Raw genomic sequence first — 26,474 nt, 5'->3', positions numbered from 1 at the left:
GAGTATTCAATCAGAAATCGCAGGCATCGCTAAGTTTGTCGCGTGCGGCGTTGGTGTCGTCGCAACACTGATATCCGCACACGTCGCTCTGGTCTTTGGACATCTGTCGTTGATCGACAATCCAAAATACTCCCACTATGTCATTTGTGAGCCTTGCTTCTAATGTCCGTCCGCCGTCTCGCAGAGCCAGCCGTCCAGCCAGCAGCCTTCGCTTTCAACAAGGCGAATTCTGCGGCGGTCAAACAATGGCTCAAGAAATATCCGAAGGGCCGAGAGCAGTCGGCGGTAATCCCGCTGCTGATGATCGCTCAAGAGCAGGAAGGCTGGGTCACCAAGCCGGCCATCGAGCACGTCGCCGATATGCTCGACATGCCCTATATTCGCGCGCTTGAAGTCGCGACCTTCTACACGCAATTTCAGCTTAAGCCGGTCGGCACCCGCGCGCATGTGCAGGTCTGCGGGACGACGCCGTGCATGCTGCGCGGTTCGGAAGCGCTGATGGATGTGTGCCGCTCGAAGATCCATCACGAGCAGTTTCACACCAATCAGGCCGGCACACTCTCCTGGGAAGAGGTCGAATGCCTCGGCGCCTGCGTAAACGCGCCGATGGTGATGATCTTCAAGGATACGTTCGAGGATCTGACGCCCGAACGGCTCGGCGAAATCATCGACGCGTTCGAAGCGGGCAAGGGCGCATCAGTGACGCCTGGGCCGCAGAACGGCCGGATCTATTCCGCGCCGATGTCCGGGCTGACGACGCTGAAAGATGAGAGCGCGGTGCTGAAAGCATCCCGCGACCAGGTAGCCAAGACCGCCGCGAAGGAAGCAAAGGCTGCGGGTGCATCGATTCCGCCGTCGAAGGCGGCAAAGCCCAAGACTTATGCTGCCGAAACCAACAACACGGTGAAATCGCCATCGCCGGTCAAGACGAGCCCGAAGGCCGAGGCCGCCGTCAGTGCGAGCACGCCACGGCCCGACCCTGTAGTCGCCAACAAGGCCGCCGAATCGGTCGAAAAGGCGATGAAGCAGCGGAAGCATCCGATCGCCATCGCGGGGCCCGCGGCGGCGTTCAAGTCGCCTGAATTGCTGCACGGAGAGCCGATCGGCGTAGTGGGCAAGGAAGTCGACGCAGCGCCAGTGCGCGCACCTGGGTCAAAACCATCGCTCGATGACAAGAACCGGCCGGCGGGCATCGAAAAACCGGCGGCGGTCGACGATCTCAAGCTGATTTCCGGCGTCGGCCCCAAGATCGAAGCCACCTTGCATTCGCTCGGCATCTACACGTTCGGCCAGATCGCCGCGTGGAAGAAGGCCGAGCGCGAATGGGTCGACGGCTACTTGAATTTCAAGGGCCGCATCGAGCGCGACGACTGGGTCAGGCAAGCCAAGGCGCTGGCCAAGGGCGGCGTCGCCGAATACATCCGCGTCTTCGGCAAGAAGCCGGTCTGATAGCTTAGAGGAAGGGCGATGACGGTATTCGGCAAGCGAGGACAGGAGGGCGCACAGCGCTTTCAAGCTGCGCGGCCGCTCGCCAGCAGCGCCGGCGCGCCCTTGCAGAAGCAGGCTTCGCCGCATGTCATCTACCGAGAGGGCGAGACCGAGCGGCCGACATTCCATGGCTCTCATATCGAGGTGCACTGGCCAAAATACGGCGCCGCGATCGCTGTCTTGCTCGCGCTCGGCTATCTGATCTACGACGGCAAGCGTGACGTATTTGGATTGATGCTTGCCCCCGTCCTGTTCGGCGCTTTCAGCTATCTCGCCATGAACGGCCTGCGGAAGTCGCTCAACAATGTGCACACCTTGCGCACGCAACTCTTTCGCTCGCCGGCCTTCCTTATCGGCTCTGCCATCGGCCTGTGTTATTTCGTCTACTCCACCTTCATCAGCCCGCAAATGGTCATGGGCGCAGAATGGGGTGTTCAGACCGCTTTCAAGGACGGCTTTCAGCAACAGGACTTCAGCGCCGTTGCCGTGCTTCTGCTCAAAGGTGCAGGCTACATGGTCGGCGGCGGGATCATTGTCGAATTCATCGCCAGGAAGCTGCTTGGCGCAAACGATGCCGGGGGCCAGAAATGATGCTAGGCGACAAGGACCGCATCTTTACCAACATTTACGGCCGGTTCGACCGGTCTCTCAAGGGCGCGATGGCGCGCGGGCACTGGGACGGCACCGCCGGGATCATCGCCAAGGGGCGCGACTGGATCGTCAATGAGATGAAGGCGTCCGGCCTGCGCGGGCGCGGCGGCGCGGGCTTCCCGACCGGGCTGAAATGGTCTTTCATGCCCAAGCAGAGCGACGGGCGGCCCTCCTATCTCGTCGTCAACGCGGATGAGTCCGAGCCCGGCACCTGCAAGGACCGCGATATTTTGCGGCACGATCCGCACACGCTGGTCGAAGGCTGCCTGATCGCCGGCTTCGCCATGGGTGCGGTGGCAGCCTACATCTACGTGCGCGGCGAGTTCGTCCGCGAGCGCGAGGCGCTGCAGCGGGCGATCGACGAAGCCTACGACGCCGGCCTGATCGGCAAGGACAACAAGAACGGCTACGATTTCGAGATCTACGTCCATCACGGCGCCGGCGCCTACATCTGCGGCGAGGAGACTGCGCTGCTCGAAAGCCTCGAGGGCAAGAAGGGCCAGCCGCGGCTGAAGCCGCCATTCCCGGCCAATGTCGGCCTCTATGGCTGCCCGACGACGGTCAACAATGTCGAATCCATCGCTGTCGCGCCGACCATCCTGCGCCGCGGGGCGTCATGGTTCTCATCCTTCGGCCGGCCCAACAATGTCGGCACGAAGCTCTTTTGCATCTCCGGCCACGTCAACAATCCGTGCACCGTGGAAGAAGCGATGTCGATCCCGTTCCGGGAATTGATCGACCGCCATTGCGGCGGCATTCGCGGCGGCTGGGACAATCTTTTGGCGGTCATTCCCGGAGGCGCCTCGGTGCCGCTGGTGCCGGCCGAGCAGATCATGGATGCGCCGATGGATTTCGACGCGCTGCGCGACCTGAAATCGGGCCTCGGCACTGCGGCTGTCATCGTCATGGACAAATCGACCGATATCGTGAAGGCGATCGCCAGGCTTTCCTATTTCTACAAGCACGAGAGCTGCGGCCAATGCACGCCGTGCCGCGAGGGCACCGGCTGGATGTGGCGGGTGATGGAGCGGCTGGTGCGCGGCGAGGCGCAGAAGCGCGAGATCGACATGCTGCTCGATGTGACCAAGCAGGTGGAAGGCCACACCATCTGCGCGCTCGGCGACGCGGCGGCCTGGCCGATCCAGGGTTTGATCCGGCATTTCCGGCCGGAGATCGAGCGGCGCATCGACGAATTCACACGGCATGCGCACCGGGCCGAGCCGGTGCTGGTTGCGGCGGAATAGAACGACTTAGAAAGTGCGGGCCGAAGGTCCGATCAGAGAAATACCAAGGACGGGACGAACGGAAAAACGGCGAAGGAGCCCACCGATGTCGACACCTTCCATACCCGAACATGCCGGTCCCGATGCGGATCGCGAAAAGATGAACGAATACATGGCTGTCATCATGCCGAAGGATTTTGCCGGCGCCGTCAATCTGATGGCGCATCCGCTTGCTGGCGCTGCGGCTTTCTCGGCGCTTGGCTTGGGGCTGGTCAGCCAGGCGTACGGGTTGTGGGCGGGCACCGTTTCGGGCACCGTCGAGGCGGCGCAGCGCCTCTGGATGCCGGTCCTGGAAGACCTCGCGCCGAACGTCGACGATTTTGTCGAGAAGCCGAAGTCGCCTACGGTTCGCGCAAAGGCGGCAACCGAAGTGCTGATCGACGAAGCGCGGTCTGTGGCCAGGGAGACGACAGAGGCTAGCCAGCCGCCTGCCGACGATGCCGGCGCCGCCGGTGTGGCGGACGCCCGCCAGAGCGCGGTTGCCGATGCAGTCGCCGAACTGATGCCGGAGGATTTCCGGCAGCCCAAGGCGATTGCGAAGCCGGAAGAGCCCGACGATCTCAAGCTGATCTCGGGCGTCGGCCCGAAGCTGGAGCAGGTGCTGAACGGGCTTGGCGTCTGGACCTACGGCCAGATCGCGAGCTGGAGCAGGGAAGAGATCGCCTGGGTCGACGATTATCTGTCGTTCAAGGGCCGGATCGGCCGCGACAACTGGATCGGGCAGGCCGCGAAGCTGGCGCGCGACAACAAGAGCTGAGTGGGCCAATGGAGATACACGGAAAACGCGATGTTCTCGATGTGCGCGACGCCACGGTGGCGAATTCGCGCTTCGACGACGTCAATCTGTCGAACACGCATTTTCTCAATGTGAATCTCTCCGCGACGAAATTCGACAAAGTGCTGCTGAGCAACGCGCGGTTCGTCGATGCAAACCTGTCTGGCGCGTTCTTCTCGGGCGTGAACATGAGCAATGTGAAGATCGAAAATGCGCAAGTCGCGGGCATGTCCATCAACGGCGTGGCGTTGAACGATCTTCTGAAAGCATACGAAGCGGCGACAGCCGCCGGGGGCAAGTGATGGCGAAACTGAAAGTCGACGGCAAAGAGATCGAGGTTCCCGATCACTACACGCTGCTGCAGGCGGCCGAAGAGGCGGGCGCGGAAGTACCGCGCTTCTGCTTTCATGAGCGCCTGTCGATCGCTGGCAATTGCCGCATGTGCCTGATCGAGGTGAAGGGCGGGCCGCCCAAGCCCGCCGCTTCCTGCGCCATGGGCGTGCGCGATCTGCGTCCTGGACCGAACGGCGAGACGCCGGAAATTTTCACCAACACGCCGATGGTCAAGAAGGCCCGCGAAGGCGTGATGGAGTTCTTGCTGATCAACCATCCGCTCGACTGTCCGATCTGCGACCAGGGCGGCGAGTGCGACCTGCAGGACCAGGCGATGGCGTTTGGCGTCGATTCGTCGCGCTACCAGGAAAACAAGCGCGCGGTCGAAGACAAATATATCGGCCCGCTGGTCAAGACGATCATGAACCGCTGCATCCACTGCACGCGGTGCGTCCGCTTCACCACGGAAGTCGCCGGCATTTCGGAACTCGGCCTGATCGGCCGCGGCGAGGATGCCGAAATAACCACCTATCTCGAACAGGCGATGACCTCCGAGCTCCAGGGCAACGTCATCGATCTCTGCCCGGTCGGCGCGCTGACCTCCAAGCCCTACGCCTTCCAGGCGCGGCCGTGGGAACTGACCAAGACCGAATCGATCGACGTCATGGACGCCGTAGGCTCGGCGATCCGCGTCGATTCGCGCGGCCGCGAGGTGATGCGCATCATGCCGCGCGTCAACGAGCAGGTGAATGAGGAGTGGATCTCCGACAAGACGCGATTCATCTGGGATGGCCTCAGGACCCAGCGCCTCGACCGGCCCTATGTGCGCCGCGACGGCAAGCTGAAGGCGGCTAGCTGGAGCGAAGCCTTCGCCGCGATCAACGAAGCGGTGGCGAAAAGCTCGGGCGACAGGATCGGCGCGATTGCCGGCGACCTCGCCGCTGTCGAGGAGATGTATGCGCTGAAGCTGCTCATGCAGTCGCTGGTCTCCCCGAACATCGACTGCCGGCAGGACGGCGCAAAGCTCAATCCGGCGCTCGGCCGCGCCAGCTACATCTTCAACCCCACCATCGAGGGTATCGAACAGGCGGATGCGGTGCTGATCATCGGCGCCAATCCGCGCTTCGAGGCTTCCGTGCTCAATGCCCGCATCAGGAAGCGCTGGAAGGTCGGCAATCTGCCGGTCGGCGCCATCGGCGAGATCGGCGATCTTCGCTACGAGTATGAGATGCTGGGGGCCGGTTCCGAATCGCTGAACGAACTGGCCGGCGGCAAGGGCAAGTTCTTCTCGGTGCTGAAGAACGCCAAGCGGCCGCTGATCATTGTCGGGCAGGGCGCATTGGCGCGTTCCGACGGCGCGGCCGTGCTCGGGCTGGCCGCCAAGCTGGCGCTCGCGGTCGATGCGGTCGGTGAGGAATGGAACGGCTTTGCCGTGCTCCATACTGCGGCTGCGCGGGTCGGCGGTCTCGATATCGGCTTCGTGCCAGGCGAGGGCGGCAAGAGCGCCGCTGAAATGATGTCCACAATGGAGGTGCTGTTCCTGCTCGGCGCGGACGAGATCGACATGACCGGCACGGGCGGGGCTTTCGTCGTCTATATCGGCACGCATGGCGATGCCGGCGCACACCGCGCCAACGTCATCCTGCCGGGTGCGGCCTACACCGAAAAATCCGGTACCTATGTCAACACCGAGGGCCGCGTGCAGCAGACCAACCGCGCCGGCTTCGCGCCGGGCGAGGCGAGGGAAGACTGGGCGATCCTTCGGGCGCTTTCGGATGTCCTCGGCCACAGGCTGCCATTCGATTCGCTGCCGCAATTGCGCGCGAAGTTGACCGCCGAATATCCGCACCTGGCCGAAATCGACGAGATCGCTGCTGGCGATCCGGCCGATATTCAGCGCGCGGCGCAGATCGCCGGGCCGCTTGCCAAGGGCGCGTTTGCATCGCCGGTCAAAGACTTCTATCTGACGAACCCGATCGCGCGGGCCTCCGCCGTCATGGCCGAATGTTCGGCCCTGGCGAAGGGTGGGTTCAAACAGGCGGCCGAGTAGGGGCGGTTATGGATTCCTTTTTCTCTTTCTACGTCTGGCCCGGCCTGATCATCCTGCTTCAATCGGTGGCGCTGATCGTCATCCTTCTGATATTCGTCGCCTATCTGCTCTATGCCGACCGCAAGATCTGGGCGGCGGTGCAGATTCGGCGGGGCCCCAACGTCGTCGGCCCATGGGGGCTGCTGCAATCCTTCGCGGATCTGCTGAAGTTCGTGTTCAAGGAGCCGGTGATACCGTCCGGCGCCAACAAGGGCGTGTTTCTGCTCGCGCCAGTGGTCTCGGCCGTTCTGGCGCTCGCCGCCTGGGCGGTCATCCCAATCAGCGAAGGCTGGGCGATCGCCAACATCAATGTCGGCATCCTCTATGTTTTCGCCATCTCCTCGCTCGAGGTTTATGGCGTCATCATGGGCGGGTGGGCGTCGAACTCGAAATATCCGTTTCTCGGCGCGCTGCGCTCGGCGGCGCAGATGGTCTCGTACGAGGTTTCGATCGGCTTCGTCATCGTCACCGTGCTGCTCGCTGTCGGCTCGCTGAACCTGTCCGATATCGTGCTTTCGCAGAGCGACGGCATCGGCACGCGGCTCGGCCTGCCCAACACGTTCCTCGACTGGCACTGGCTGGCGCTGTTCCCGATGTTCATCATCTTCTTCATTTCGGCGCTGGCCGAGACGAACCGTCCGCCCTTCGATCTGGTCGAGGCCGAATCGGAGCTCGTCGCCGGCCACATGATCGAATATTCGTCGACGCCGTTCCTGCTGTTCTTCCTCGGCGAATATGTCGCGATCGTGCTGATGTGCGCGCTCACAACCATCCTGTTCCTCGGCGGATGGTTGCCGCCCTTCGATTTCGCGCCATTTACCTGGGTGCCCGGCGTCGTCTGGTTCGTTCTGAAGGTCTGCCTCTGCTTCTTCATGTTCGCCATGGTGAAGGCCTTCGTGCCGCGCTACCGCTACGACCAGTTGATGCGGCTCGGCTGGAAGGTGTTCCTGCCGATCTCGCTGGCTATGGTTGTGATTACGGCGGCGTTCCTGAAACTGACGGGAATGGCCTGATGTCGGCCGGGCTTGTCGGGGCGCTGATCGGGCTGGCTGTGGCTGTCGTGGATTACTTCGCGCTGCGCCTGCTTGCCTCGCGCGTTGACCTGCCCGAGACCAAGCGCGTCCTCAACATAACCGGTTTGAGCCAGTTCGTGCTCTTGCCGGTCATAGGCTACTTCGTAGCCCCTCTGTTTACCGGAGACTGATCATGACGGCACTTGCACAAGCCGCCAAATCGCTGCTGCTCAAGGAGTTCGTCGGAGCGTTCTTCCTGTCGATGCGCCAGTTCTTTGCGCCGAAGCCGACGCTGAACTACCCGTTCGAGAAAGGCCCGCTCAGCCCGCGCTTTCGCGGCGAGCACGCGCTGCGCCGCTACCCGAACGGCGAGGAGCGCTGCATCGCCTGCAAACTGTGCGAGGCGATCTGCCCGGCGCAGGCCATAACCATCGAGGCAGGTCCGCGCCGCAATGACGGCACGCGCCGCACGGTGCGCTACGACATCGACATGGTGAAATGCATTTATTGCGGCTTCTGCCAGGAAGCCTGTCCGGTCGACGCGATCGTGGAAGGGCCGAATTTCGAGTTCTCGACCGAGACGCGCGAGGAGCTCTACTACGACAAGGAAAAGCTGCTCGCCAACGGCGACCGCTGGGAGCGGGAGCTGGCGCGCAACATCGCTCTGGATGCGCCCTACAGGTGAAGATTGAATGATGGACGGGCCGGAATTGCTCGTCTAAGGAACACGCGGATTTGCCGCCCGGAGGCGGGCGCAAAACCGGAAACGGGTGGGCGCGGCTTGTGCTCCGTCCGATACGGAAACCCCGGGGGAACCCATGCTGATTGGACTTGAAGCGGTATTTTTCTACCTCTTCGCCTTCATCGCGGTCGCGGCGGCCTTCATGGTCATTTCCGCGCGCAATCCCGTGCACTCGGTTCTCTACCTGATCCTGACCTTCTTCAACGCGGCCGGGCTGTTCTTGCTGACCGGGGCCGAGTTCCTGGCGATGATCATGCTCGTCGTCTATGTCGGCGCGGTCGCCGTGCTGTTCCTGTTCGTCGTGATGATGCTCGACGTCGATTTCGCCGAACTGAAGTCGGGGGCACTGCAATACGCGCCCATCGGCGCCATGGTCGGGCTGATCCTGGCGGCCGAACTGGTGGTCGTGCTCGGCGGCTACACATTCGCGCCTGAATTGGCATCGACCGTCGCCATGCCGACGCCCGAGATCGCGACGCGGCACAATACGGCGGCGCTCGGCGACATTCTCTATACCGACTACATCTACTTCTTCCAAGTGGCCGGCCTGATCCTGCTGGTGGCGATGATCGGCGCGATCGTGCTGACGCTCAGACATCGGGAAGGCGTGAAGCGCCAGGACGTTTCCGCGCAGGTCGCCCGCAACCCGGCAACCGCGATCGAGATCAAAAAAGTCGAGACGGGCAAGGGCATCTGACTGTGTTCGATTTCATAACAAAGCGGTTATTCGCAGAGCAGGTGTGGTCCACTCCGGTCCCAGGCGGTGTCGAGGCAGAGGTCTACATTTGGAAGCGCAAAGAACGATACACGCTGCGCATTTGGTCTAAACGCGGATCTTATGCCAGAGGAGCGGCTGGAAACTGGACGGCGCTGTGGTTTGAACCATCCGAGGTGCAGGCTCTGATCGATGCTATCGGCCGGGCCAACGCACAGATGAACATGTTGATGCAAAAGGGCATCTGACGATGGAAATAGGCATCGCGCATTTTCTCACCGTTTCGGCGATCCTGTTCACGCTCGGCGTGTTCGGCATCTTCCTGAACCGCAAAAACGTCATCGTCATCCTGATGTCGATCGAACTTATCCTCTTGGCGGTGAACATCAATTTCGTGGCGTTTTCCGCCGCGCTCGGCGATCTGGTCGGTCAGGTCTTCGCGCTTTTCGTGCTGACGGTCGCGGCCGCCGAAGCGGCGATCGGCCTTGCCATACTGGTGGTGTTCTTCCGCAACCGCGGCTCGATCGCGGTCGAAGACGTGAACATGATGAAGGGTTGACGGTAAGACCATGTATCAAGCCATCGTCTTCCTGCCGCTGCTCGGCTTCCTGATCGTCGGCCTTTTCGGCACGTCGCTGGGCGCGAAAGCATCGGAATACATCACCTCCGGCTTCCTGGTGATTTCGGCCGTCCTGTCCTGGATCGCCTTCTTCGCGGTCGGATTCGGCGACACGGAAGTCTTTACGGTTCCGGTGCTGCGCTTCATCGAGTCCGGCAGCCTGCAGGCCGACTGGGCGCTGCGAATCGATACGCTGACTGTGGTCATGCTGGTGGTGGTCAACACCGTATCGGCGTTGGTGCACATCTACTCGATCGGCTACATGCACCACGATCCGCACCGGCCGCGCTTCTTCGCCTATCTGTCGCTATTCACCTTCGCCATGCTGATGCTGGTGACGGCGGACAATCTGGTGCAGATGTTCTTCGGCTGGGAAGGGGTGGGCCTCGCCTCCTATCTGCTGATCGGCTTCTGGTACAAGAAGCCGTCGGCCAACGCCGCGGCGATCAAGGCCTTCATAGTCAACCGTGTCGGTGACTTCGGCTTCATCCTCGGCATTTTCGGCGTGTTCGTGCTGTTCGGCTCGGTCAATTTCGACACGATCTTCGCCAACGCTGCATCCGTGGCCTCTGCTGGGCACGGCGCGGAAGCGGGCGCGCCTGGTGAGACCGTGCTGAATTTTCTCGGCTACGCGCTCGACATGCAAAGCGCGCTGACGGCCGTCTGCCTGCTGCTCTTCATGGGCGCGATGGGCAAGTCGGCGCAGGTGCCGCTGCACACCTGGCTGCCCGACGCCATGGAAGGCCCGACGCCGGTGTCGGCGCTCATCCATGCGGCGACCATGGTCACTGCCGGCGTGTTCATGCTGGCGCGGCTGTCGCCGATCTTCGAGCTGTCGCACACGGCGCTGACCGTCGTCACTTTCGTCGGAGCGTTCACCGCCTTCTTTGCCGCCACCGTCGGCCTGGTGCAGAACGACATCAAGCGCGTCATCGCCTATTCGACCTGCTCGCAGCTCGGCTACATGTTCGTGGCGCTCGGCCTCGGTTTCTACTCGGCCGCGATCTTCCACCTGTTCACGCACGCCTTCTTCAAGGCGCTGCTGTTTCTCGGCTCGGGCTCCGTCATCCATGCCGTTTCCGACGAGCAGGACATGCGCAAGATGGGCGGGCTGCGCACGCTGATCCCCACCACCTACTGGATGATGGTGATCGGCACACTGGCGCTCACCGGCGTTGGCATTCCGGCGACGATCATCGGTACGGCCGGTTTCTTCTCCAAGGACGCCATCATCGAAGGCGCCTTCGTCGGCCACAACGCCATGGCTGGCTTCGCTTTCATCGCGCTTACGCTCGCGGCGGTCATGACCAGCTTCTATTCCTGGCGGCTGATCTTCATGACCTTCCACGGCCGGCCGCGCGCAACCGCCGATGTCATGCACCATGTCCACGAATCGCCGCCGGTGATGCTCGTGCCACTGGCCGTGCTCGCCGCCGGCTCGCTGTTTGCCGGCGTCATCTTCCACGAATATTTCATCGGCCACGACTATGAGCCTTTCTGGAAGGCGGCGCTGTTCGTCCTGCCGGACAACCATATCCTGCACGATTTCCACGAAGTGCCGCTCTGGGTAAAGCTCGCGCCCTTCGTGGCGATGCTGACCGGCTTCGGGGTAGCGTACCAGTTCTACATCCGCTCGCCGGAGATGCCGGGGGAACTGGCCGGTCGTCACCGCGGGCTCTACGCCTTCCTGCTCAACAAATGGTATTTCGACGAGTTCTACGACTTCCTGCTCGTCAACCCGGCCAAGCGCCTCGGCCGCTTCCTGTGGAAGACCGGCGATGGACGCATCATCGACGGCTTCGGGCCGGACGGCGTATCGGCGCGCGTCATCGACGTGACGCGCAGCGTCGTCAGGCTGCAGACCGGATATCTCTATCACTACGCATTCGTCATGCTGATCGGCGTCGCAGCCCTCGTCACCTGGATGATGCTCGGGAGCTCGTTTTAGACCATGACGGACTGGCCTATTCTTTCCACGGTCACCTTCCTGCCGCTGGTCGGCGCCTTCCTGATCCTGCTGATCCGGGACGAGGGCGACAGCGCGCGCCGCAACATCCGCAATGTCGCGCTGCTGACGACGGTGTTCACCTTCGTGCTGTCGCTGTTCATCTGGGCCGGCTTCGACTATGCCGACACCGGGTTCCAGATGGTCGAAAAGACCGAATGGCTGGATTCGGGCATCTCCTACCACATGGGCGTCGACGGCATTTCGATGCTGTTCGTGATCCTGACTACTTTCCTGATGCCGCTCTGCATCCTGGCCAGCTGGGAATCGGTGGAAAAGCGCGTCAAGGAATACATGATCGCGTTCCTGATCCTGGAAACGCTGATGATCGGCGTGTTCACGGCGCTCGACATCGTCCTGTTCTACGTGTTCTTCGAGGCCGGTCTGATCCCGATGTTCATCATCATCGGCGTGTGGGGCGGAAAGCGGCGCGTCTATGCCTCGTTCAAGTTCTTCCTCTACACCCTGCTCGGCTCGGTGCTGATGCTGCTCGCTATCATGGCGATGTTCTTCCAGTCCGGCACGACGGACATCCCGACGCTGCTTGGACACGATTTCCCGGCCGGGATGCAGACATGGCTGTGGCTTGCCTTCTTCGCTTCTTTCGCGGTGAAGATGCCTATGTGGCCGGTCCACACCTGGTTGCCGGATGCACATGTCGAGGCGCCGACAGCGGGCTCGGTCATCCTGGCCGCCATCCTGTTGAAGATGGGCGGCTATGGCTTCCTGCGGTTCTCGCTGCCGATGTTTCCGGATGCGTCGCTCTACTTCCAGCCGCTGATCTTTGCCCTTTCCGTGGTGGCGATCATCTACACCTCGCTGGTGGCGCTGATGCAGGAGGACATGAAGAAGCTGATCGCCTATTCGTCGGTCGCCCACATGGGCTTCGTGACCATGGGCATCTTCGCGATGAACCAGGAAGGCATCCAGGGCTCGATCTTCCAGATGCTGTCGCACGGGCTGGTGTCGGGCGCGCTGTTCCTCTGCGTCGGCGTCATCTACGACCGCATGCACACCCGCGAGATCGCTGCTTATGGCGGGCTGGTAAACAACATGCCGAAATATGCCGCGGTGTTCATGATCTTCACCATGGCCAATGTCGGCCTGCCCGGCACAAGCGGCTTCGTCGGCGAATTCCTGACGCTGCTCGGCGTGTTCAGGGTCAACACCTGGGTGGCGCTGTTCGCCGCCACCGGCGTCATCCTTTCGGCGGCCTATGCGCTGTGGCTCTACCGCAAGGTGATCTTCGGCGTGCTGTCGAAGGAAAGCCTGAAGGGCCTGCTCGACCTCTCGACGCGCGAGAAGGTGGTGATCTATCCGCTGGTGGTGCTGGTCATCTTCTTCGGCGTCTATCCGGCGCCAATATTCGACGCGACGGCCGCTTCCGTGCAGGCCCTCGTGAACAACGTTACAGTATCGCTCGACGCGGTGCCGCAGCCGCAGCCTGCCATTGTGCAGCCGGCAGCGGCTGCGCCGGCCGCAGCGCATTGACAGGGGCGGGCTTATGACGCCGGAACTATATTCGAGCCTGACGCTGGCCACGCCTGAACTGATCATCGCGTTTGGCGCGCTGGCGCTGCTGATGGTCGGGGTCTATTCGGGACCGCGCGCCAATGCCACTGTCACAGGGCTGGCAGTCGCCATACTGATCGGCGCCGGCGCCTGGATGCTGCTGTTCGGGGGCGAGGGCAAGGCGTTCGGCAATTCCTTCGTCAGCGATCCGTTCGCCCGCTTCATGAAATTCCTGACGCTGACCGGATCGGTGGTGACGCTGATCATATCGGTCGGCTTCGCCAAGGCGGAAAAGTTCGACAAGTTCGAATATCCGGTGCTGATCATGCTGGCGACGCTCGGCATGATGCTGATGATCTCCGCCAACGACATGATCGCGCTCTATCTCGGCTTCGAACTGCAGTCGCTGGCGCTCTACGTCGTGGCCGCCATCAACCGCGACAGCCTGCGCTCGACCGAAGCCGGCCTCAAATATTTCGTCCTCGGGGCGCTGTCGTCGGGCATGATGCTCTACGGCATCTCGCTGGTTTACGGCTATACCGGCAATACCGATTTCGATGCGATCGCGGCCGCGCTCGCCGGCGGCGAGAGACAACTCGGGCTGGTGTTCGGGCTGGTGTTCGTCATGGCTGGCCTTGCCTTCAAGATCTCGGCCGTGCCGTTCCACATGTGGACCCCGGACGTCTACGAAGGCGCCCCGACGCCGGTCACCGCTTTCTTCGCCGCGGCGCCGAAGATGGCTGCTATGGCACTGATGGTGCGCGTCACCGTCGGCGCGTTCGAACCTATAGCGGCCGATTGGCAGCAGATCGTCGTCTTCGTCTCCATCGCCTCGATGGCGCTGGGGTCGTTCGCGGCGATCGGCCAGACCAACATCAAGCGGCTGATGGCCTATTCTTCGATCGGCAATGTCGGCTTCGCGCTGGTCGGGCTTGCGGCCAATTCCGAGACCGGCGTGCGCGGCGTCATCATCTACATGGCGATCTATCTGGTGATGACGCTCGGCACCTTCGCGTTCATCCTCGCCATGCGGCGCAAGGACGGCAATGTCGAGCAGATCGGCGACCTTGCCGGCCTTTCCTCGACCAATCCGATGATGGCGACGATCCTGACCATCCTGATGTTCTCGCTGGCCGGCATTCCGCCGCTCGCCGGCTTCTGGGCCAAATGGTACGTCTTCCTGGCGGCCATCGACGCCGGGCTTTACGCGCTGGCGATCATCGGCGTGCTCGCCTCCGTGGTCGGCGCTTATTATTATCTGCGCATCATCAAGATCATGTGGTTCGACGAACCGGTCGGCGGCTTCATGCCGATGGCCGGCGAGCTGCGGCTCGTGCTCGGTGCGTCCGGGGCGTTCGTGCTGTTCTACGTCTTGATCGGCGGACCGATCGGGCGAGTTGCGCAAGCCGCCGCCAAGACGTTCTTCTAGATGGGATTCGTACTCGCGCCGACTTGTGTCTCCGAGGGCTTCCGGCTCGAAGCCCACGACAAAGTCGGCTCGACGAACGCGCTGGCGCTGGAGCGCGCCCGCGACGGCGATCCCGGCCGGCTTTGGATCGTATCCAAGCAGCAGGAAAGCGGCCGGGGCCGACGCGGCCGGGCCTGGGCGACGCCGCCCGGCAATCTCGCCGCAACGCTGCTCCTCATCACCGGCGGTGATCTTCGCACCGCCGCCACCCTCGGCTTCGTTGCCGGCCTAGCGCTCGCCGATGCACTCAATGCCGTGGTTCCGAACGGCCGCTTCGCGATCGCGCCGGATGGCGGCAGCGGTGCTGGCCGCAACCGCTTCGAGCTGAAATGGCCGAACGACGTGCTGGCGGAAGGCGCCAAGCTCGCGGGCATCCTTCTGGAATCCTCGGTGCTGGGGCAGGATCGCTGCGCGATCGCGGTTGGTATCGGCGTCAACGTCATCGCTTATCCCGACGATTTGCCCTATCCGGCCACGTCATTGAAGGCGCTTGGCGCGAGATGTGACGCCGAAACTCTATTCCTCGCGCTGTCGGACGCCTGGAGCGAGAATGCGCGGCTCTGGAACGAGGGCCGCGGCCTCACCGAAATCCGCCGGCGCTGGCTTTCCCGCGCGGCGGGGCTAGGTAGTCAGGTCGCGGTGCGCGTCGACGGCAATGTCGTGCGCGGCGTGTTCGAGACGATCGATGAGGATTGCCGTTTTGTGATCCGCGACGATCGCGGTGATGTGTTGAAGATAGCCGCGGGCGACGTGCATTTCGGCGCGGTCGCCTCCGCCGGCGCTGCCTGAGGGCAGGAGAGGGATAAGAATGGCGACGAACCACAATGCTGAACTCGTCTTCGTGCCGCTCGGCGGCGTCGGCGAGATCGGGATGAATTTCGCACTCTACGGTTACGGCCCAGCCCTGAACCGCGAGTGGATCGTGGTCGATGTCGGGGTGACATTTCCCGGCCCCGACCTGCCGGGCGTCGACCTGGTGCTGCCCGACACGCGCTTCATAGAGACCGAGGTCAACAATCTGCGCGGCATCGTCATCACCCATGCGCATGAGGACCATTACGGAGCGCTGCTCGAGCTCTGGCCGCGCCTCAAGGCGCCGGTCTGGATGACGCCGTTCGCGGCCGGCCTGCTTGAGGCGAAGCGGCAGGGGGAAAACGGCGCGCCGAAGGTGCCCGTGACGGTCTATCGCGCCGGCGAAACTTTCACCGTCGGTCCTTTCAGCATCGAGGCGATCCCGGTCAGCCATTCGATACCCGAGCCGATGTCGCTCGCTATCACCTCGCCGCTCGGCACGGTGATCCATACGGGCGACTGGAAGCTCGATCCCGCGCCCGAGATCGGCCCTATGACCGATGAGGCGCAGTTCCGCGCTCTCGGCGAGAAAGGCGTACTGGCGCTGATCTGCGATTCCACCAATGCCATGCGCGAAGGTGAATCGCCCTCGGAGCAGGCTGTCGGGCAGGGGCTGCGCGGCGTCATCGAAAAGGCGCCGGGCCGTGTCGCCGTCACCACCTTCTCGTCCAACGTCGGCCGCGTCCGCTCAATCGCCGAAGCCGCCCGCGACACCGGCCGCCAGGTGCTGGTGCTCGGCCGTTCGCTTAAGCGGATGATCGATGTCGCCAGCGAGCTCGGCTATATGGAAGGCCTGCCGGAATTCATCGCGGAGGAGGATTACGGCTTCATCCCGCGCGAAAACCTTGTCATCATCTGCACCGGCAGCCAGGGCGAGCCGCGCGCCGCGCTCGCCAAGCTGGCGCGCGACGAGATGAAGACCGTGGCGCTGTCTCCGGGCGACATCGTCGTATTTTCGTCGCGAACGATTCCCGGCAACGAGAAGGCCATCCTCGAGATCAAGAACCAGCTGATAGAGCAGGGCGTCAGGATCATCGAGGACAATGAGGCGCTGGTCCATGTTTCGGGCCATCCGCGCCGCAACGAGTTGCGCAAGATGTACGAATGGACGCGGCCGCGCATCGGTGTCCCGGTGCATGGCGAAGCCGCCCACCTCGTCGCGCAAGGAGTGCTGATGACGCAGTCGGGCATTCCCGAAGTCGCGCAGGCGCGCAATGGCGATATGCTGCGGCTGGCGCCCGGCGCTGCCGAGATCATCGACCAGGTGCCGTTCGGCCGCGTCTACAAGGATGGCAAGCTGATCGGCGACGACGAGGCGATGGGCATTCGCGACCGGCGCAAGCTCTCCTTCGCCGGCCATGTGGCGGTCAATGTCGTGCTCGACGAGCGGTACGAACTCGCAGGCGACCCGGATCTGGTCGCCATCGGCGTAGCGCTTGCCGATCGCGGCGGCGAGGATCTGGAGGAGATCATGCTGGATGCGGCGATCGGCGCCGTGGACTCCATACCGCGCCAGCGGCGAAAAGACCTCGACCTGGTGCAGGAATCGGTGCGCCGGGCCGTGCGCTCGGCCGCCAACGAAGCCTGGGGCAAGAAACCGCTGGTGACGGTGTTTGTCACGAGATGAGGCAGTGGGGAATGGGCAGTAGGCAGTAGGAAACGGAAGATCGGCGAGCAGAATCGGTTTTCGCTATCGATCTACCCTACTGCCCATTCCCCACTGCCTGGTCAAAGTTTGCCTCACGCATTTTCATGGAGCCCCCATGCTCGGCCGCCTGAACCATGTAGCCATTGCCGTGCCGGATCTTGCCGCGGCAAGCGCCGTCTATCGCGACACGCTGGGCGCCACGCTTACCGAGCCGCAGGCATTGCCCGAGCACGGCGTGACCGTGGTGTTCATCGATACCGGCAACACCAAGGTGGAATTGCTCGAGCCGCTGGGCGAAAACTCGCCGATCGCAGCCTTTCTGGAGAAGAACCCGGCTGGCGGCATGCATCACATCTGCTATGAGGTCGACGATATCATCGCCGCGCGCGACCGGCTGAAAGCGGCCGGCGCGCGGGTGCTCGGCGATGGCAACCCCACGATCGGCGCGCACGGCAAGCCGGTGCTGTTCCTGCATCCCAAGGATTTCCTCGGCACGCTGGTGGAACTGGAACAAGCATGAGCTGGATTTCCGTCGCCGCCATCTACTTCATCATCTGGTGGCTGGTGTTGTTCGCCACGCTGCCGTTCAGCCTGAAGACCCAGGACGATGAGGGCGAGACGGTGCTCGGCACCGTTTCGAGCGCGCCGCAGGGCCCGCATATGCTGCGCGCCGTGCTCCGCACCACCGTCGTTTCGCTGCTGATCTTCGGAGCGCTTTACATTTTGACCAAGGTGGTCGGCCTCGGCATAGACGATATCCCGCGTTTCATTCCGGAATACAACTGAGTCACGCTTCGCGCGGTTTCTCAGCAAGGGGTCACAAGTTTTTCCGATTGCTCAAAAAAAATGCAAGGCACAAGGCCTTGCAATTGAACGCGTCCGATCTGTTTTCCGGTATTCCGGCGGCTGCGAATTACCGCGCCTAGATCGCATCCTCCCAAGACTTTGACCGCGTAGGAAGGCAGATTTTGCTCCGCCCTCTCAGTTATCGGGGCACATTAGACCAACCTGCAACAAAATGTCACTAGAAATATTGCGCTGAAACAGCCCTTGATGTGCTGCACTGCACAATAGTTCGGCAGGCCATGCTTGCGAAACGCACAGCGCCCGGCTGGGCTTCGACGCGCGGGTTTCCATCCGGCCTTGAAATGGCTATGAAGCGCATGCAAGCACCGGCCTTGCCGCCGATTCCGGCGTCATTTCTTCACTTCACGGAACCCTCATGCGGCTGTCGCGCTACTTCCTGCCCATACTCAAAGAAAACCCGCGCGAAGCGGAGATCGTTTCGCACCGGCTGATGCTGCGCGCCGGCATGATCCGGCAGCAGGGGGCGGGCAGTTTTTCCTGGCTGCCGCTCGGCAAGAAGGTGCTCGACAAGGTCTGCCGCATCATCCGCGAAGAGCAGGATCGCGCCGGCGCACTCGAAATCCTGATGCCGACAATTCAGTCGGCCGATCTGTGGCGCGAGAGCGGCCGCTACGAGGATTACGGCAAGGAGATGCTGCGCATCAAGGACAGGCACGAACGCGACATGCTGTTCGGTCCGACCAACGAGGAAATGGTCACGGAGATCTTCCGCTCCTACATCAAATCCTACAAGGACCTGCCGCTGAACCTTTACCACATACAGTGGAAGTTCCGCGACGAGGTGCGGCCGCGCTTCGGCGTGATGCGCTCCCGCGAATTCCTGATGAAGGACGCCTATTCCTTCGACCTCGATTTCGAAGGCGCCAAGGCCGCCTACAACCGCATGTTCGTGTCCTACCTCCGCACCTTTACCCGCATGGGCCTGAAGGCTATCCCGATGCGCGCCGACACCGGCCCGATCGGCGGCGATCTCAGCCACGAGTTCATCATCCTTGCCGATACCGGCGAAAGCGAGGTCTTTTGCCACCGTGACTACCTCGACTTGAAGGTTCCCGGCGAGGCGACGGATTTCACAAACGACGATGAGATCGCCGGCATCGTGCGCGACTGGACGACGCCTTACGCGGCGACCGACGAGATGCACGACGAGGCGGCGTGGGACAAGATCGCCGAGGGCGACCGGCTTTCGGCGCGCGGCATCGAGGTCGGCCACATCTTCCATTTCGGCGACAAATATTCGAAGCCGATGGGCGCCAAGGTGACCGGTCCCGACGGCAAGGACCACAACGTCTCGATGGGCTCCTACGGCATCGGGCCGACCCGGCTGATCGCGGCGATCATCGAGGCCAGTCACGACGAGAACGGCATCATCTGGCCGGAATCTGTCGCGCCGTTCGATGTCGGCATCATCAACATGAAGGCCGGCGACGCCGAATGCGACCGCGTCTGCGACGAACTCTACAGCAAGCTTACCGCGGCGGGCAGGGACGTGCTCTACGACGACACCGACCAGCGGCCCGGCGGCAAGTTCGCCACCGCCGACCTGATCGGTCTGCCGTGGCAGATGATCGTCGGACCGCGCGGCGTGGCGGCCGGCGAGATCGAGATCAAGAACCGCCGCACCGGTGAACGCGAGACGCTGCCGATCGAGGCGGCGACCAAACGGCTCGGCGCTGCATGAGCGAGACGGTCGCGACAGCAAAACCCGCCGGCGCCGGACCGTTCTCGCCATTCGAGCGCATGGTCGCCTGGCGCTATCTGCGCTCCAGGCGCAAGGAGACGGTGATCTCGGTCATCGCCTCGATCTCCTTCGTCGGCATCATGCTGGGTGTCGCGACGCTGATCATCGTCATGGCGGTCATGAACGGCTTTCGCGCCGAGCTGCTGACCCGCATCCTCGGCATCAACGGCCATCTGATCGTCCAGCCAGTCGACATGCCGCTCGAGGATTTTGCCGAAGTTGCCGGCCGCATCAACGGCGTCCCGGGTGTCAAATACGCGATCCCGCTGATCGACGGACAGGTGCTGACATCGGGCGACGCCGGACCTGGAACCGGCGCCTTGGTGCGCGGCATTCGCGGGGAGGATTTGGGTAAGGTCGCGCTGGTGGCAAACAACATCCGCCAGGGCTCCATCGTCGGCTTCGACACCAGCGAGGGCGTGGCGATCGGCCAGCGCATGGCCGATAATCTCGGCCTGGCGCTCGGCGATTCCATCACGCTGGTCTCGCCCGACGGCGACGTTACGCCATTCGGCACCACACCGCGCGTGAAAGCCTATCCCGTCACCGCGATCTTCGAAGTCGGCATGTCGGAGTATGACGCCTCGATCATCTTCATGCCGCTTGCCGAGGCACAGCTCTATTTCAATATGGAGGGGCGCGCCCAGTCGATCGAGATTTTTGTCGACAATCCCGACAATGTCGACGCTCTGAAGGCGCCGGTAGAGGAAGCGGCACAGCGGCAGATATTCCTGTCCGACTGGCGCCAGCGCAACCAGACCTTCTTTTCGGCGCTGCAGGTCGAACGCAATGTCATGTTCATGATCCTGACGCTGATCGTTCTGGTGGCGGCGCTCAACATCATTTCCGGCCTCATCATGCTGGTGAAGGACAAGAGTCACGACATCGCCATCCTGCGCACAATGGGTGCGTCGCGCGGTGCGGTGATGCGGATATTTCTTATGACGGGGGCGGCGATCGGCGTCACGGGCACCATCGCCGGCGTCATCCTCGGCGTCGTCATCTGCCTCAACGTCGAATCGATCCGCCAGTTCTTCTCCTGGATGTCGGGCACGGTGCTGTTCAATCCCGAGCTTTATTTCCTGAGCAAGCTGCCGGCCAAGATGGATCCGGGCGAGACATTTTCCGTCATATTGATGGCGCTGGTCCTGTCGTTCCTGGCGACGCTGTTTCCTGCGTGGCGCGCGGCCAAGCTCGATCCCGTCGAGGCGCTGCGTTACGAATGACAAGCGGCAATCGCTCCGGCGACATCATCATCGAGCTGAAAGGCGTCGAGCGGCACTATGTGCAGGGCCCGCGCAAGCTCACCATCCTGAACGGCGTGGATTTTGCGCTGAGGCGCGGCGAGATGGTGGCGTTGGTCGCCCCGTCGGGCACCGGCAAGTCGACGCTGCTGCACACGGCCGGCCTTTTGGAGCGTCCAGACGCCGGCGACGTCATCCTGTCCGGCAAGGCCTGCGGCCGCCTGTCGGACGACGACCGCACGGCGATCCGCCGCAACGACATCGGTTTCGTCTACCAGTTCCATCATCTGCTGCCGGAGTTCTCAGCGCTCGAAAACATCATGATGCCACAACTGGTCAAAGGGCTTCCGGCGTCGGAAGCGAGAGAGAGGGCCAGCCAACTGCTCGACTATATGCAGATCGGCAATCGCGGCCACCACCGCCCGGCGGAACTGTCGGGGGGCGAACAGCAGCGCGTGGCGATCGCCCGCGCCGTAGCCAATGCGCCGCTGGTGCTGCTCGCCGACGAGCCGACTGGCAATCTAGACCCGGTTACGGCCTCCTATGTGTTCGAGGCCCTGGCAGCGCTTGTCCGGCAGTCCGGCCTCGCCGCGCTGATCGCCACGCACAATCACGAGCTTGCGCGGCGCATGGACCGGCGTGTCACCCTGAGTGAGGGCAAAGTCGTCCCCCTCTGAGGAATTTTGCCGGGGTTCTCCCGGGCGTTCTACTGCCCTTTACCTTTCATTTACCCTCGCGCTTCTCGGCGTGTGCAGGCGTTTGACATTTGAATAAAGAGAGAACAAACTACGAACATACTGAAAACAGGAGGGAATCATGACCGATTTGGTGCAAGACGTGGTCTCGCTGGTTTGCATGAGCACATTTCTGATTTCGATGGCCGTATGGATCGGCGCGCTCTGAGAATGGCGGGCGGCGACTGTCGGGTCGCCGCCGCATGTTGCTCCGGCGCTCAGTCGCCGAGGGCGACGCCTTCGCGGCGCGGATCGGCTCCGCCGGTCAATCCCGAAGGCTGGATAGCGACGCCGTGCAGGCCGGAATTCAGGTCCTTCACTGCGACCTTGTAGCCCAGCGCTTCGAGGTCGGCGGCCAGTCCTTCGGCGGCAGTCCCTTTTTCGAGGTCGTAGGGGCCGAACCTGTTGACGAGATGCGGCATGGAGATTGCAGCCTGCATGTCCATCTTCCAGTCGATCAGCCCGATCAGCGTAGTGGCGACATAGGAGATGATGCTTGAGCCGCCCGGCGAGCCGAGCGCGAAGACCGGCTTGCCGTCCTTGAGCACGATGGTCGGCGACATTGACGAGCGTGGCCGCTTGCCGGGCTCGACGCGGTTGGCGACGTTGTCGCCATCCTCTACGGGCGCAAAGGAGAAGTCGGTAAGCTCGTTGTTGAGCAGGAAGCCGCCCGTCATCAGGCGTGCGCCAAAACCGTTCTCGATCGTCGTGGTCATCGAGGCGATGTTGCCTGCCGCGTCGACGATCACGAAATGCGATGTCGACGGCATTTCGAAGGAGATGCCGTCGATGCGGAGTTCGGCTTTCTGCCATGCCGGTTCGCCGGCCTTGGCCTCGTCCTCGCCCAGCGCCGTCGGACGGCGGAGCAATTCGGAACGCGCCTTGAGATAGGCCGGATCGAGCAAGCCCTCGGGCATCGAGACGAAATCGCTGTCGGCGACGTAGCGGCCACGGTCGGCGAAGGCGAGACGAGTGGCGTCGCCGATCAGCCGCCAGGCTTCCGGGTCGTCCTTGCCCAACGTGGCTATGTCGAACGGCTCGAGCAGGCCGAGTATCTGCCCGACGGCGATCGCGCCGGAGGAGGGCGGTCCCATGCCGCAGACCTCGTGGCCGCGATAGGGCGCACAGACGGCGGGCCTCTCCTTGACCTTGTAGACGGCTAGATCATCCAGCGTCAGCAGGCCGGGATTGGTCGGGTGCGAACGCACCGTTTCGACGATCTTTGCCGCGATCGGTCCGTTGTAGAAGGCGTCCGCACCCTCCGCAGCCACGGCCCGGAGCGTCGTGGCATAGTCCGGATTGCGCAGGAGGTGCCCGGCGGGCAGAGGCGATCCGTCCGGCGCGAAGAAATAAGCGCGCGCGCCGGGGTCCTCGTCGAGCTTCTCGCCCTCATTGGCGACGAGCGCGGCAAGGCGAGGGGAGATGGCGAAACCCTGGTCGGCCAGCTTGATCGCCGGCTCGAACAGCGACTGCCAGGGTCGCGTACCATAACGGCGGTGCACGGTTTCGAGGAGCCGCGGCACGCCGGGAACGCCGACCGAGCGGCCGCCGACCACGGCGTCCATGAATTCCAGAGGCTTGCCGTCCTCGCCCAGGAAGAGATCCGGCGTGGCCGCGGCGGGCGCAGTCTCCCGACCATCGAAGGTGGTGAGTTCGCCGCTCTTGCCGTCGTACCAGACTAGGAAAGCGCCGCCGCCCATGCCGGAGGACTGCGGCTCGACCAGACCCAGCACCGTCTGTACCGCCACGAGCGCATCGGCCGCGTTGCCGCCGGCGCGCAGCACTTCGATGCCTGCGTCGGCAGCCAGCGGGTTGGCGGCGACAACCATCTGGCGCTCGGCCTGAATGGCTGGCTTCGATTCGATCGCGGTCTTTGCCTCCGGCGCGACTGTGTCGGCCGCCTGCTGCGCCGGGGCCGGCCCGGCCAGCAGCAAGGTCAGGGCCAGCGCCCGCCACAAGGCGCCGCTCCCGAAAACTCCTCCGTTCATGTCATGCGCTCCTTCTGTGCTGCGCCCCCGCAACATCCAGAACCTGCCCGAACACCTTGATGAAGGCGGACTTCAGCGCCAAATCGAGGTCGGCCATGGTCACCGGCAGGCCGAGATCGACGAGGCTTGTCACGCCGTGGTCGGCCACGCCGCAAGGCACGATGCCGGTGAAATGCGAAAGATCGGGTTCGACATTGATGGCGATGCCGTGGAAGCTGACCCAGCGCCGAAGTCTGATGCCGATCGCGGCAATCTTCTCCTCGGCCGCCGAACCGTCCGGCATGGGCGGCCGCTCGGGCCGCACCACCCAGACGCCGACGCGGTCCTCTCGGCGCTCCCCGCGCACGTTGAATGCCGCGAGCGCAGCAATGATCCAGTCCTCCAGCGCCGCGACGAAGGCGCGCACGTCCTCGCGCCGCCGCTTGAGGTCGAGCATGACATAGGCGACCCGCTGGCCGGGGCCGTGATATGTGTATTCGCCGCCGCGGCCGGCATTGAACACCGGAAACCGGTCGGGTTCGACAAGATCCTCGATGCGGGCCGATGTTCCGGCTGTATAAAGTGGCGGATGTTCGACGAGCCAGACCAGTTCGCACTCCGTGCCGTCGCGAATAGCGCCGGCGCGGGCTTCCATCACCGCAAGCGCTTCCTCGTATCCAGTCAGGCCGGGCTCGATTCGCCACTCGACCGGCGCGGAACCGGGCGCGGGCAGGAACGATCCGGCTATCTGGCTGCGTTCTGACATGGGGCTCTCTCTTGGCTCCCATCATATGATGGCAAGCATTGAAAAGGTCCAGTTTTGTTGTGGGCCAAGGCAGTGGGCGAAGTGCTTCGACACCGCGCTTTTCTGCGCCGAATAATGCCTCTGACGCACTTGTTTCGCCGGAAACGATTTGCTACATGCCGCTGGCCGGTTCCGACCGGTTCTTTCGTGACGTGCGGTCGTGGCGGAATTGGTAGACGCGCAGCGTTGAGGTCGCTGTGGGGCAACCCGTGGAAGTTCGAGTCTTCTCGACCGCACCAACGAATTTTTTAGCCTTTGAAATCATTATGTTTTTTCTACTTTGCCCCGTACCGCCATCTTTGGTGCGGGCGTTGCGCGTCCCGTTTTTGTTCCCGGCCAGTAACGATGCGAGTTGGCTATCTGCCTGAAAAGCTCCTCGCCCCAATCCAGTAGCATTGCGTTCACTGCGTAGATCACCAGCCTGACGTTACCCTTTGTGTAGCCGAGCTTAGGCCTGATACGGTCGATTGACGGTGTGTAGGGATTGACCCGGCTGTCGCCAGGCCGCTCCGTAAGGAACTCGATCCCCGTCAGGGCGCAGCGGAAATCTTGCTTGACAGCCATTTCGAGGAGGAAATCCAAGTCGAGGTCAAACGCGACATCCTTCTGCCGACCGCGTGTCCTGGCGGAGCGGAACGCACCACGAAGGACAGCTTCCGTTCCCTGCTTCCGGCGATCGACCGGTGTGACCGGCATGAACCGGATATGAGGTAGCGGCTTGCCCTCCGCCGCTGCTTGGTAGGCTGCTTGGAATTCCGCTGAAGCGATATCATCGGGAAGCCTGAACCGCGGTCCTTTACCTCGCCTGAAATAGGTCCGCATCCTACCGTGTCGTGATTTCGCGACTTCGACATGCGGATAGTCATTAGCTCGCATCGTTCGTTCTCTTGATCTGCGGGCGATGGATGTTCCCGATCTTTTCCGATGCCTGTCTCGCGAGCCGCTTCCGATCGGCGGTCTTCGTGTAGAGCGAAGCCATCGCGCCGCCGGTCCAGCCGAACAGCGCCTCGAGCTCGGCAACAGTGGCGCCGGCTTCGGCCGCCCTGGTCGCTCCAATCTTGCGAACGCCGTGCGCCGATTTCTTGACATCGGCTTCGTTACAGGCCTTCCGAAACATATTGCCGAAGGATTCCTTGGTGAGTGGTTCTCCGCGTTCGCCGACGATGAACGCCAGGTCACCGGTCGGCCCGATCTCCAGCGTCTGGTTTAGCACTGGTAGGATCGGGATTGAGACTTCGGTGTTTGTCTTTTCGGTCCGGAGCGTCGCCACGCCATCGCGGACATGCTGCCGTCCGACGATGACGGCATCACCGCGGCGCAGCCCTGTGTAGAGCAGGACGTGAAGCCAGACCCGCTCTTTCGTTCCTGCCGGCCATCGTTCCTCATACGCCACGACGTCATCTTCGGTCCAGGCAGCGAAGCCCTCGCCGCCCTTCGGTTTCGCCGGGTTCTTCACGCCGGCAGTCGGATCGACGTTGACGTGCTCGGCCTCGAGCGCCCAGCGAAATAGGCCGCGCATGGCGTCGAGGAAGTTTCGGGCCTGGGCCGGCGTGCCGGATCTGCGTTCGCGACCGTCGACGATCGTCTTGCGCGTGATCGCGCGAAAGGCCGCATCGCCGGCGCTCTCGAGCACGCCCTTGAAGATGTTGTCGCGCTGCCGGCGTGTGGCCGGGGAAAGCGCCAGATATGCGCCGGTCTCGCGATAGCGGGCGACAAGCCATTTCAGGCTGCTGGCATTGGCAACTGCACGTTTCTGGGGGATCGAGCCGGCGAGAGCCGCCTGGTAGGCCTCGTCGAAATCCTTCGCTCCCAGCGCCGGAAGGCGAATACGCGGCCCTTTGCCCTTGCGGAAATAGAAGACGACCGTGTTGTGGCGAGTGGTCTCGCGCATGACAAAGGGCGGCAGCTTCCGAGGCATATCGC

Annotated in this window: 26 protein-coding genes and 1 tRNA gene; 23 read left to right on the top strand and 4 right to left on the bottom strand. The window is 62.9% G+C overall.

Features of this window, described 5'->3' with window-relative positions:
- Window positions 1–162 precede the first annotated feature (162 nt).
- The 22 genes from G6N73_RS04870 (at window position 163) to G6N73_RS04765 (ending at window position 21,722) form a co-directional block, all read left to right on the top strand.
- Window positions 163–1,449, top strand: a complete 1,287-nt coding sequence (locus G6N73_RS04870; RefSeq protein WP_165024108.1) for an NADH-quinone oxidoreductase subunit E — start codon at window positions 163–165, stop codon at window positions 1,447–1,449.
- Between the two features lie 18 nt (window positions 1,450–1,467).
- A complete protein-coding gene (locus tag G6N73_RS04865; protein WP_165024106.1) occupies window positions 1,468–2,079 on the top strand; it encodes a hypothetical protein in 612 nt (203 codons plus the stop codon).
- Window positions 2,079–3,383, top strand: a complete 1,305-nt coding sequence (nuoF, locus tag G6N73_RS04860) for an NADH-quinone oxidoreductase subunit NuoF (protein ID WP_165024333.1) — start codon at window positions 2,079–2,081, stop codon at window positions 3,381–3,383. Before G6N73_RS04865 ends, nuoF begins: the two co-directional genes overlap by 1 nt.
- A gap of 85 nt (window positions 3,384–3,468) precedes the next feature.
- A complete protein-coding gene (locus tag G6N73_RS04855) occupies window positions 3,469–4,179 on the top strand; it encodes an NADH-quinone oxidoreductase subunit E (protein ID WP_165024103.1) in 711 nt (236 codons plus the stop codon).
- Between the two features lie 8 nt (window positions 4,180–4,187).
- Window positions 4,188–4,499, top strand: a complete 312-nt coding sequence (locus tag G6N73_RS04850) for a pentapeptide repeat-containing protein (protein WP_165024101.1) — start codon at window positions 4,188–4,190, stop codon at window positions 4,497–4,499.
- Window positions 4,499–6,580, top strand: coding sequence for an NADH-quinone oxidoreductase subunit NuoG (gene nuoG, locus G6N73_RS04845; RefSeq protein ID WP_165024098.1), 2,082 nt, complete (start codon window positions 4,499–4,501; stop codon window positions 6,578–6,580). Before G6N73_RS04850 ends, nuoG begins: the two co-directional genes overlap by 1 nt.
- Before the next feature lie 8 nt (window positions 6,581–6,588).
- A complete protein-coding gene (gene nuoH / locus G6N73_RS04840; protein WP_165024096.1) occupies window positions 6,589–7,632 on the top strand; it encodes an NADH-quinone oxidoreductase subunit NuoH in 1,044 nt (347 codons plus the stop codon).
- A complete protein-coding gene (locus tag G6N73_RS04835; RefSeq protein WP_165024093.1) occupies window positions 7,632–7,823 on the top strand; it encodes a hypothetical protein in 192 nt (63 codons plus the stop codon). Before nuoH ends, G6N73_RS04835 begins: the two co-directional genes overlap by 1 nt.
- 2 nt (window positions 7,824–7,825) lie before the next feature.
- Complete coding sequence (gene nuoI, locus G6N73_RS04830) at window positions 7,826–8,317, top strand: NADH-quinone oxidoreductase subunit NuoI (protein WP_008836437.1); 492 nt, start codon at window positions 7,826–7,828, stop codon at window positions 8,315–8,317.
- A gap of 133 nt (window positions 8,318–8,450) precedes the next feature.
- Complete coding sequence (locus G6N73_RS04825; RefSeq protein ID WP_165024091.1) at window positions 8,451–9,071, top strand: NADH-quinone oxidoreductase subunit J; 621 nt, start codon at window positions 8,451–8,453, stop codon at window positions 9,069–9,071.
- A gap of 2 nt (window positions 9,072–9,073) precedes the next feature.
- Window positions 9,074–9,337: a hypothetical protein gene (locus G6N73_RS04820; RefSeq protein WP_165024089.1), complete on the top strand. Its 264-nt coding sequence runs from the start codon at window positions 9,074–9,076 to the stop codon at window positions 9,335–9,337.
- A gap of 2 nt (window positions 9,338–9,339) precedes the next feature.
- A complete protein-coding gene (nuoK, locus tag G6N73_RS04815; protein ID WP_008836435.1) occupies window positions 9,340–9,648 on the top strand; it encodes an NADH-quinone oxidoreductase subunit NuoK in 309 nt (102 codons plus the stop codon).
- 10 nt (window positions 9,649–9,658) lie between these two features.
- Entirely contained in the window at window positions 9,659–11,656 is a 1,998-nt protein-coding gene (nuoL, locus tag G6N73_RS04810) for an NADH-quinone oxidoreductase subunit L (protein ID WP_165024086.1), read from the top strand.
- Window positions 11,657–11,659: 3 nt separating this feature from the next.
- On the top strand, window positions 11,660–13,204 hold the full coding sequence (locus tag G6N73_RS04805) for an NADH-quinone oxidoreductase subunit M (protein ID WP_165024084.1): 1,545 nt from the start codon (window positions 11,660–11,662) through the stop codon (window positions 13,202–13,204).
- Between the two features lie 13 nt (window positions 13,205–13,217).
- Window positions 13,218–14,654 carry an NADH-quinone oxidoreductase subunit NuoN gene (gene nuoN / locus G6N73_RS04800; RefSeq protein ID WP_165024081.1) on the top strand — a complete coding sequence of 479 codons (1,437 nt, stop codon included), beginning with the start codon at window positions 13,218–13,220 and terminating at the stop codon, window positions 14,652–14,654.
- The gene (locus tag G6N73_RS04795) at window positions 14,655–15,482 is read left to right on the top strand and encodes a biotin--[acetyl-CoA-carboxylase] ligase (protein ID WP_165024079.1); all 828 of its coding nucleotides are present in this window, start codon (window positions 14,655–14,657) and stop codon (window positions 15,480–15,482) included.
- A 19-nt stretch (window positions 15,483–15,501) separates the two neighbouring features.
- A complete protein-coding gene (locus tag G6N73_RS04790; protein ID WP_165024076.1) occupies window positions 15,502–17,172 on the top strand; it encodes a ribonuclease J in 1,671 nt (556 codons plus the stop codon).
- A gap of 136 nt (window positions 17,173–17,308) precedes the next feature.
- Entirely contained in the window at window positions 17,309–17,713 is a 405-nt protein-coding gene (gene mce / locus G6N73_RS04785; protein ID WP_165024073.1) for a methylmalonyl-CoA epimerase, read from the top strand.
- Window positions 17,710–17,979, top strand: coding sequence for a DUF1467 family protein (locus G6N73_RS04780; RefSeq protein ID WP_165024071.1), 270 nt, complete (start codon window positions 17,710–17,712; stop codon window positions 17,977–17,979). Before mce ends, G6N73_RS04780 begins: the two co-directional genes overlap by 4 nt.
- Window positions 17,980–18,415: 436 nt before the next feature.
- Window positions 18,416–19,741, top strand: a complete 1,326-nt coding sequence (proS, locus tag G6N73_RS04775; protein WP_165024069.1) for a proline--tRNA ligase — start codon at window positions 18,416–18,418, stop codon at window positions 19,739–19,741.
- A complete protein-coding gene (locus G6N73_RS04770; protein ID WP_165024066.1) occupies window positions 19,738–21,027 on the top strand; it encodes a lipoprotein-releasing ABC transporter permease subunit in 1,290 nt (429 codons plus the stop codon). The genes proS and G6N73_RS04770 overlap by 4 nt, the downstream gene beginning before the upstream one ends.
- Window positions 21,024–21,722 carry an ABC transporter ATP-binding protein gene (locus tag G6N73_RS04765; protein WP_165024064.1) on the top strand — a complete coding sequence of 233 codons (699 nt, stop codon included), beginning with the start codon at window positions 21,024–21,026 and terminating at the stop codon, window positions 21,720–21,722. Before G6N73_RS04770 ends, G6N73_RS04765 begins: the two co-directional genes overlap by 4 nt.
- Window positions 21,723–21,997: 275 nt before the next feature.
- Here the strand turns inward: G6N73_RS04765 and ggt are convergent, their stop codons facing one another.
- Window positions 21,998–23,767, bottom strand: coding sequence for a gamma-glutamyltransferase (ggt, locus tag G6N73_RS04760; protein WP_165024061.1), 1,770 nt, complete (start codon window positions 23,765–23,767; stop codon window positions 21,998–22,000).
- A gap of 1 nt (window position 23,768) precedes the next feature.
- Entirely contained in the window at window positions 23,769–24,512 is a 744-nt protein-coding gene (gene lipB / locus G6N73_RS04755; RefSeq protein WP_165024059.1) for a lipoyl(octanoyl) transferase LipB, read from the bottom strand.
- A 193-nt stretch (window positions 24,513–24,705) separates the two neighbouring features.
- On the opposite strand from lipB, the gene G6N73_RS04750 reads away from it, so the two are divergent.
- Window positions 24,706–24,790 (top strand) — tRNA-Leu (locus tag G6N73_RS04750).
- A 25-nt stretch (window positions 24,791–24,815) separates the two neighbouring features.
- On the opposite strand, the gene G6N73_RS04745 is transcribed toward G6N73_RS04750, so the two are convergent.
- Window positions 24,816–25,373 (bottom strand): hypothetical protein, encoded by a 558-nt coding sequence (locus G6N73_RS04745; RefSeq protein WP_165024056.1) that lies wholly within the window; start codon window positions 25,371–25,373, stop codon window positions 24,816–24,818.
- A 43-nt stretch (window positions 25,374–25,416) separates the two neighbouring features.
- Window positions 25,417–26,469 carry a tyrosine-type recombinase/integrase gene (locus G6N73_RS04740; protein WP_165024053.1) on the bottom strand — a complete coding sequence of 351 codons (1,053 nt, stop codon included), beginning with the start codon at window positions 26,467–26,469 and terminating at the stop codon, window positions 25,417–25,419.
- Window positions 26,470–26,474: the final 5 nt, after the last annotated feature.

The organism is Allomesorhizobium camelthorni (genome assembly GCF_011045125.1).
In the GTDB taxonomy this organism is placed as follows: Bacteria; Pseudomonadota; Alphaproteobacteria; order Rhizobiales; family Rhizobiaceae; genus Allomesorhizobium; species Allomesorhizobium camelthorni.
Note: the sequence above shows the minus strand (reverse complement) of the source record. Positions and strands in the feature narration are given on the sequence as shown.

Excerpts from the sequence above, each read along its gene's own strand:
- nuoF (WP_165024333.1), top strand. The coding sequence starts at position 2,079 with ATGCTAGGCGACAAGGACCGCATCTTTACCAACATTTACGGCCGGTTC.
- proS (WP_165024069.1), top strand. The coding sequence starts at position 18,416 with ATGCGGCTGTCGCGCTACTTCCTGCCCATACTCAAAGAAAACCCGCGC.
- G6N73_RS04795 (WP_165024079.1), top strand. The coding sequence starts at position 14,655 with ATGGGATTCGTACTCGCGCCGACTTGTGTCTCCGAGGGCTTCCGGCTC.
- mce (WP_165024073.1), top strand. The coding sequence starts at position 17,309 with ATGCTCGGCCGCCTGAACCATGTAGCCATTGCCGTGCCGGATCTTGCC.
- G6N73_RS04765 (WP_165024064.1), top strand. The coding sequence starts at position 21,024 with ATGACAAGCGGCAATCGCTCCGGCGACATCATCATCGAGCTGAAAGGC.
- G6N73_RS04835 (WP_165024093.1), top strand. The coding sequence starts at position 7,632 with ATGTCGGCCGGGCTTGTCGGGGCGCTGATCGGGCTGGCTGTGGCTGTC.
- lipB (WP_165024059.1), bottom strand. The coding sequence starts at position 24,512 with ATGTCAGAACGCAGCCAGATAGCCGGATCGTTCCTGCCCGCGCCCGGT.
- G6N73_RS04825 (WP_165024091.1), top strand. The coding sequence starts at position 8,451 with ATGCTGATTGGACTTGAAGCGGTATTTTTCTACCTCTTCGCCTTCATC.
- ggt (WP_165024061.1), bottom strand. The coding sequence starts at position 23,767 with ATGAACGGAGGAGTTTTCGGGAGCGGCGCCTTGTGGCGGGCGCTGGCC.
- nuoI (WP_008836437.1), top strand. The coding sequence starts at position 7,826 with ATGACGGCACTTGCACAAGCCGCCAAATCGCTGCTGCTCAAGGAGTTC.
- G6N73_RS04740 (WP_165024053.1), bottom strand. The coding sequence starts at position 26,469 with ATGCCTCGGAAGCTGCCGCCCTTTGTCATGCGCGAGACCACTCGCCAC.
- G6N73_RS04805 (WP_165024084.1), top strand. The coding sequence starts at position 11,660 with ATGACGGACTGGCCTATTCTTTCCACGGTCACCTTCCTGCCGCTGGTC.
- nuoL (WP_165024086.1), top strand. The coding sequence starts at position 9,659 with ATGTATCAAGCCATCGTCTTCCTGCCGCTGCTCGGCTTCCTGATCGTC.
- G6N73_RS04745 (WP_165024056.1), bottom strand. The coding sequence starts at position 25,373 with ATGCGGACCTATTTCAGGCGAGGTAAAGGACCGCGGTTCAGGCTTCCC.
- G6N73_RS04855 (WP_165024103.1), top strand. The coding sequence starts at position 3,469 with ATGTCGACACCTTCCATACCCGAACATGCCGGTCCCGATGCGGATCGC.
- nuoG (WP_165024098.1), top strand. The coding sequence starts at position 4,499 with ATGGCGAAACTGAAAGTCGACGGCAAAGAGATCGAGGTTCCCGATCAC.
- nuoH (WP_165024096.1), top strand. The coding sequence starts at position 6,589 with ATGGATTCCTTTTTCTCTTTCTACGTCTGGCCCGGCCTGATCATCCTG.
- G6N73_RS04865 (WP_165024106.1), top strand. The coding sequence starts at position 1,468 with ATGACGGTATTCGGCAAGCGAGGACAGGAGGGCGCACAGCGCTTTCAA.
- G6N73_RS04850 (WP_165024101.1), top strand. The coding sequence starts at position 4,188 with ATGGAGATACACGGAAAACGCGATGTTCTCGATGTGCGCGACGCCACG.
- G6N73_RS04780 (WP_165024071.1), top strand. The coding sequence starts at position 17,710 with ATGAGCTGGATTTCCGTCGCCGCCATCTACTTCATCATCTGGTGGCTG.
- nuoK (WP_008836435.1), top strand. The coding sequence starts at position 9,340 with ATGGAAATAGGCATCGCGCATTTTCTCACCGTTTCGGCGATCCTGTTC.
- G6N73_RS04770 (WP_165024066.1), top strand. The coding sequence starts at position 19,738 with ATGAGCGAGACGGTCGCGACAGCAAAACCCGCCGGCGCCGGACCGTTC.
- G6N73_RS04870 (WP_165024108.1), top strand. The coding sequence starts at position 163 with ATGTCCGTCCGCCGTCTCGCAGAGCCAGCCGTCCAGCCAGCAGCCTTC.
- G6N73_RS04790 (WP_165024076.1), top strand. The coding sequence starts at position 15,502 with ATGGCGACGAACCACAATGCTGAACTCGTCTTCGTGCCGCTCGGCGGC.
- nuoN (WP_165024081.1), top strand. The coding sequence starts at position 13,218 with ATGACGCCGGAACTATATTCGAGCCTGACGCTGGCCACGCCTGAACTG.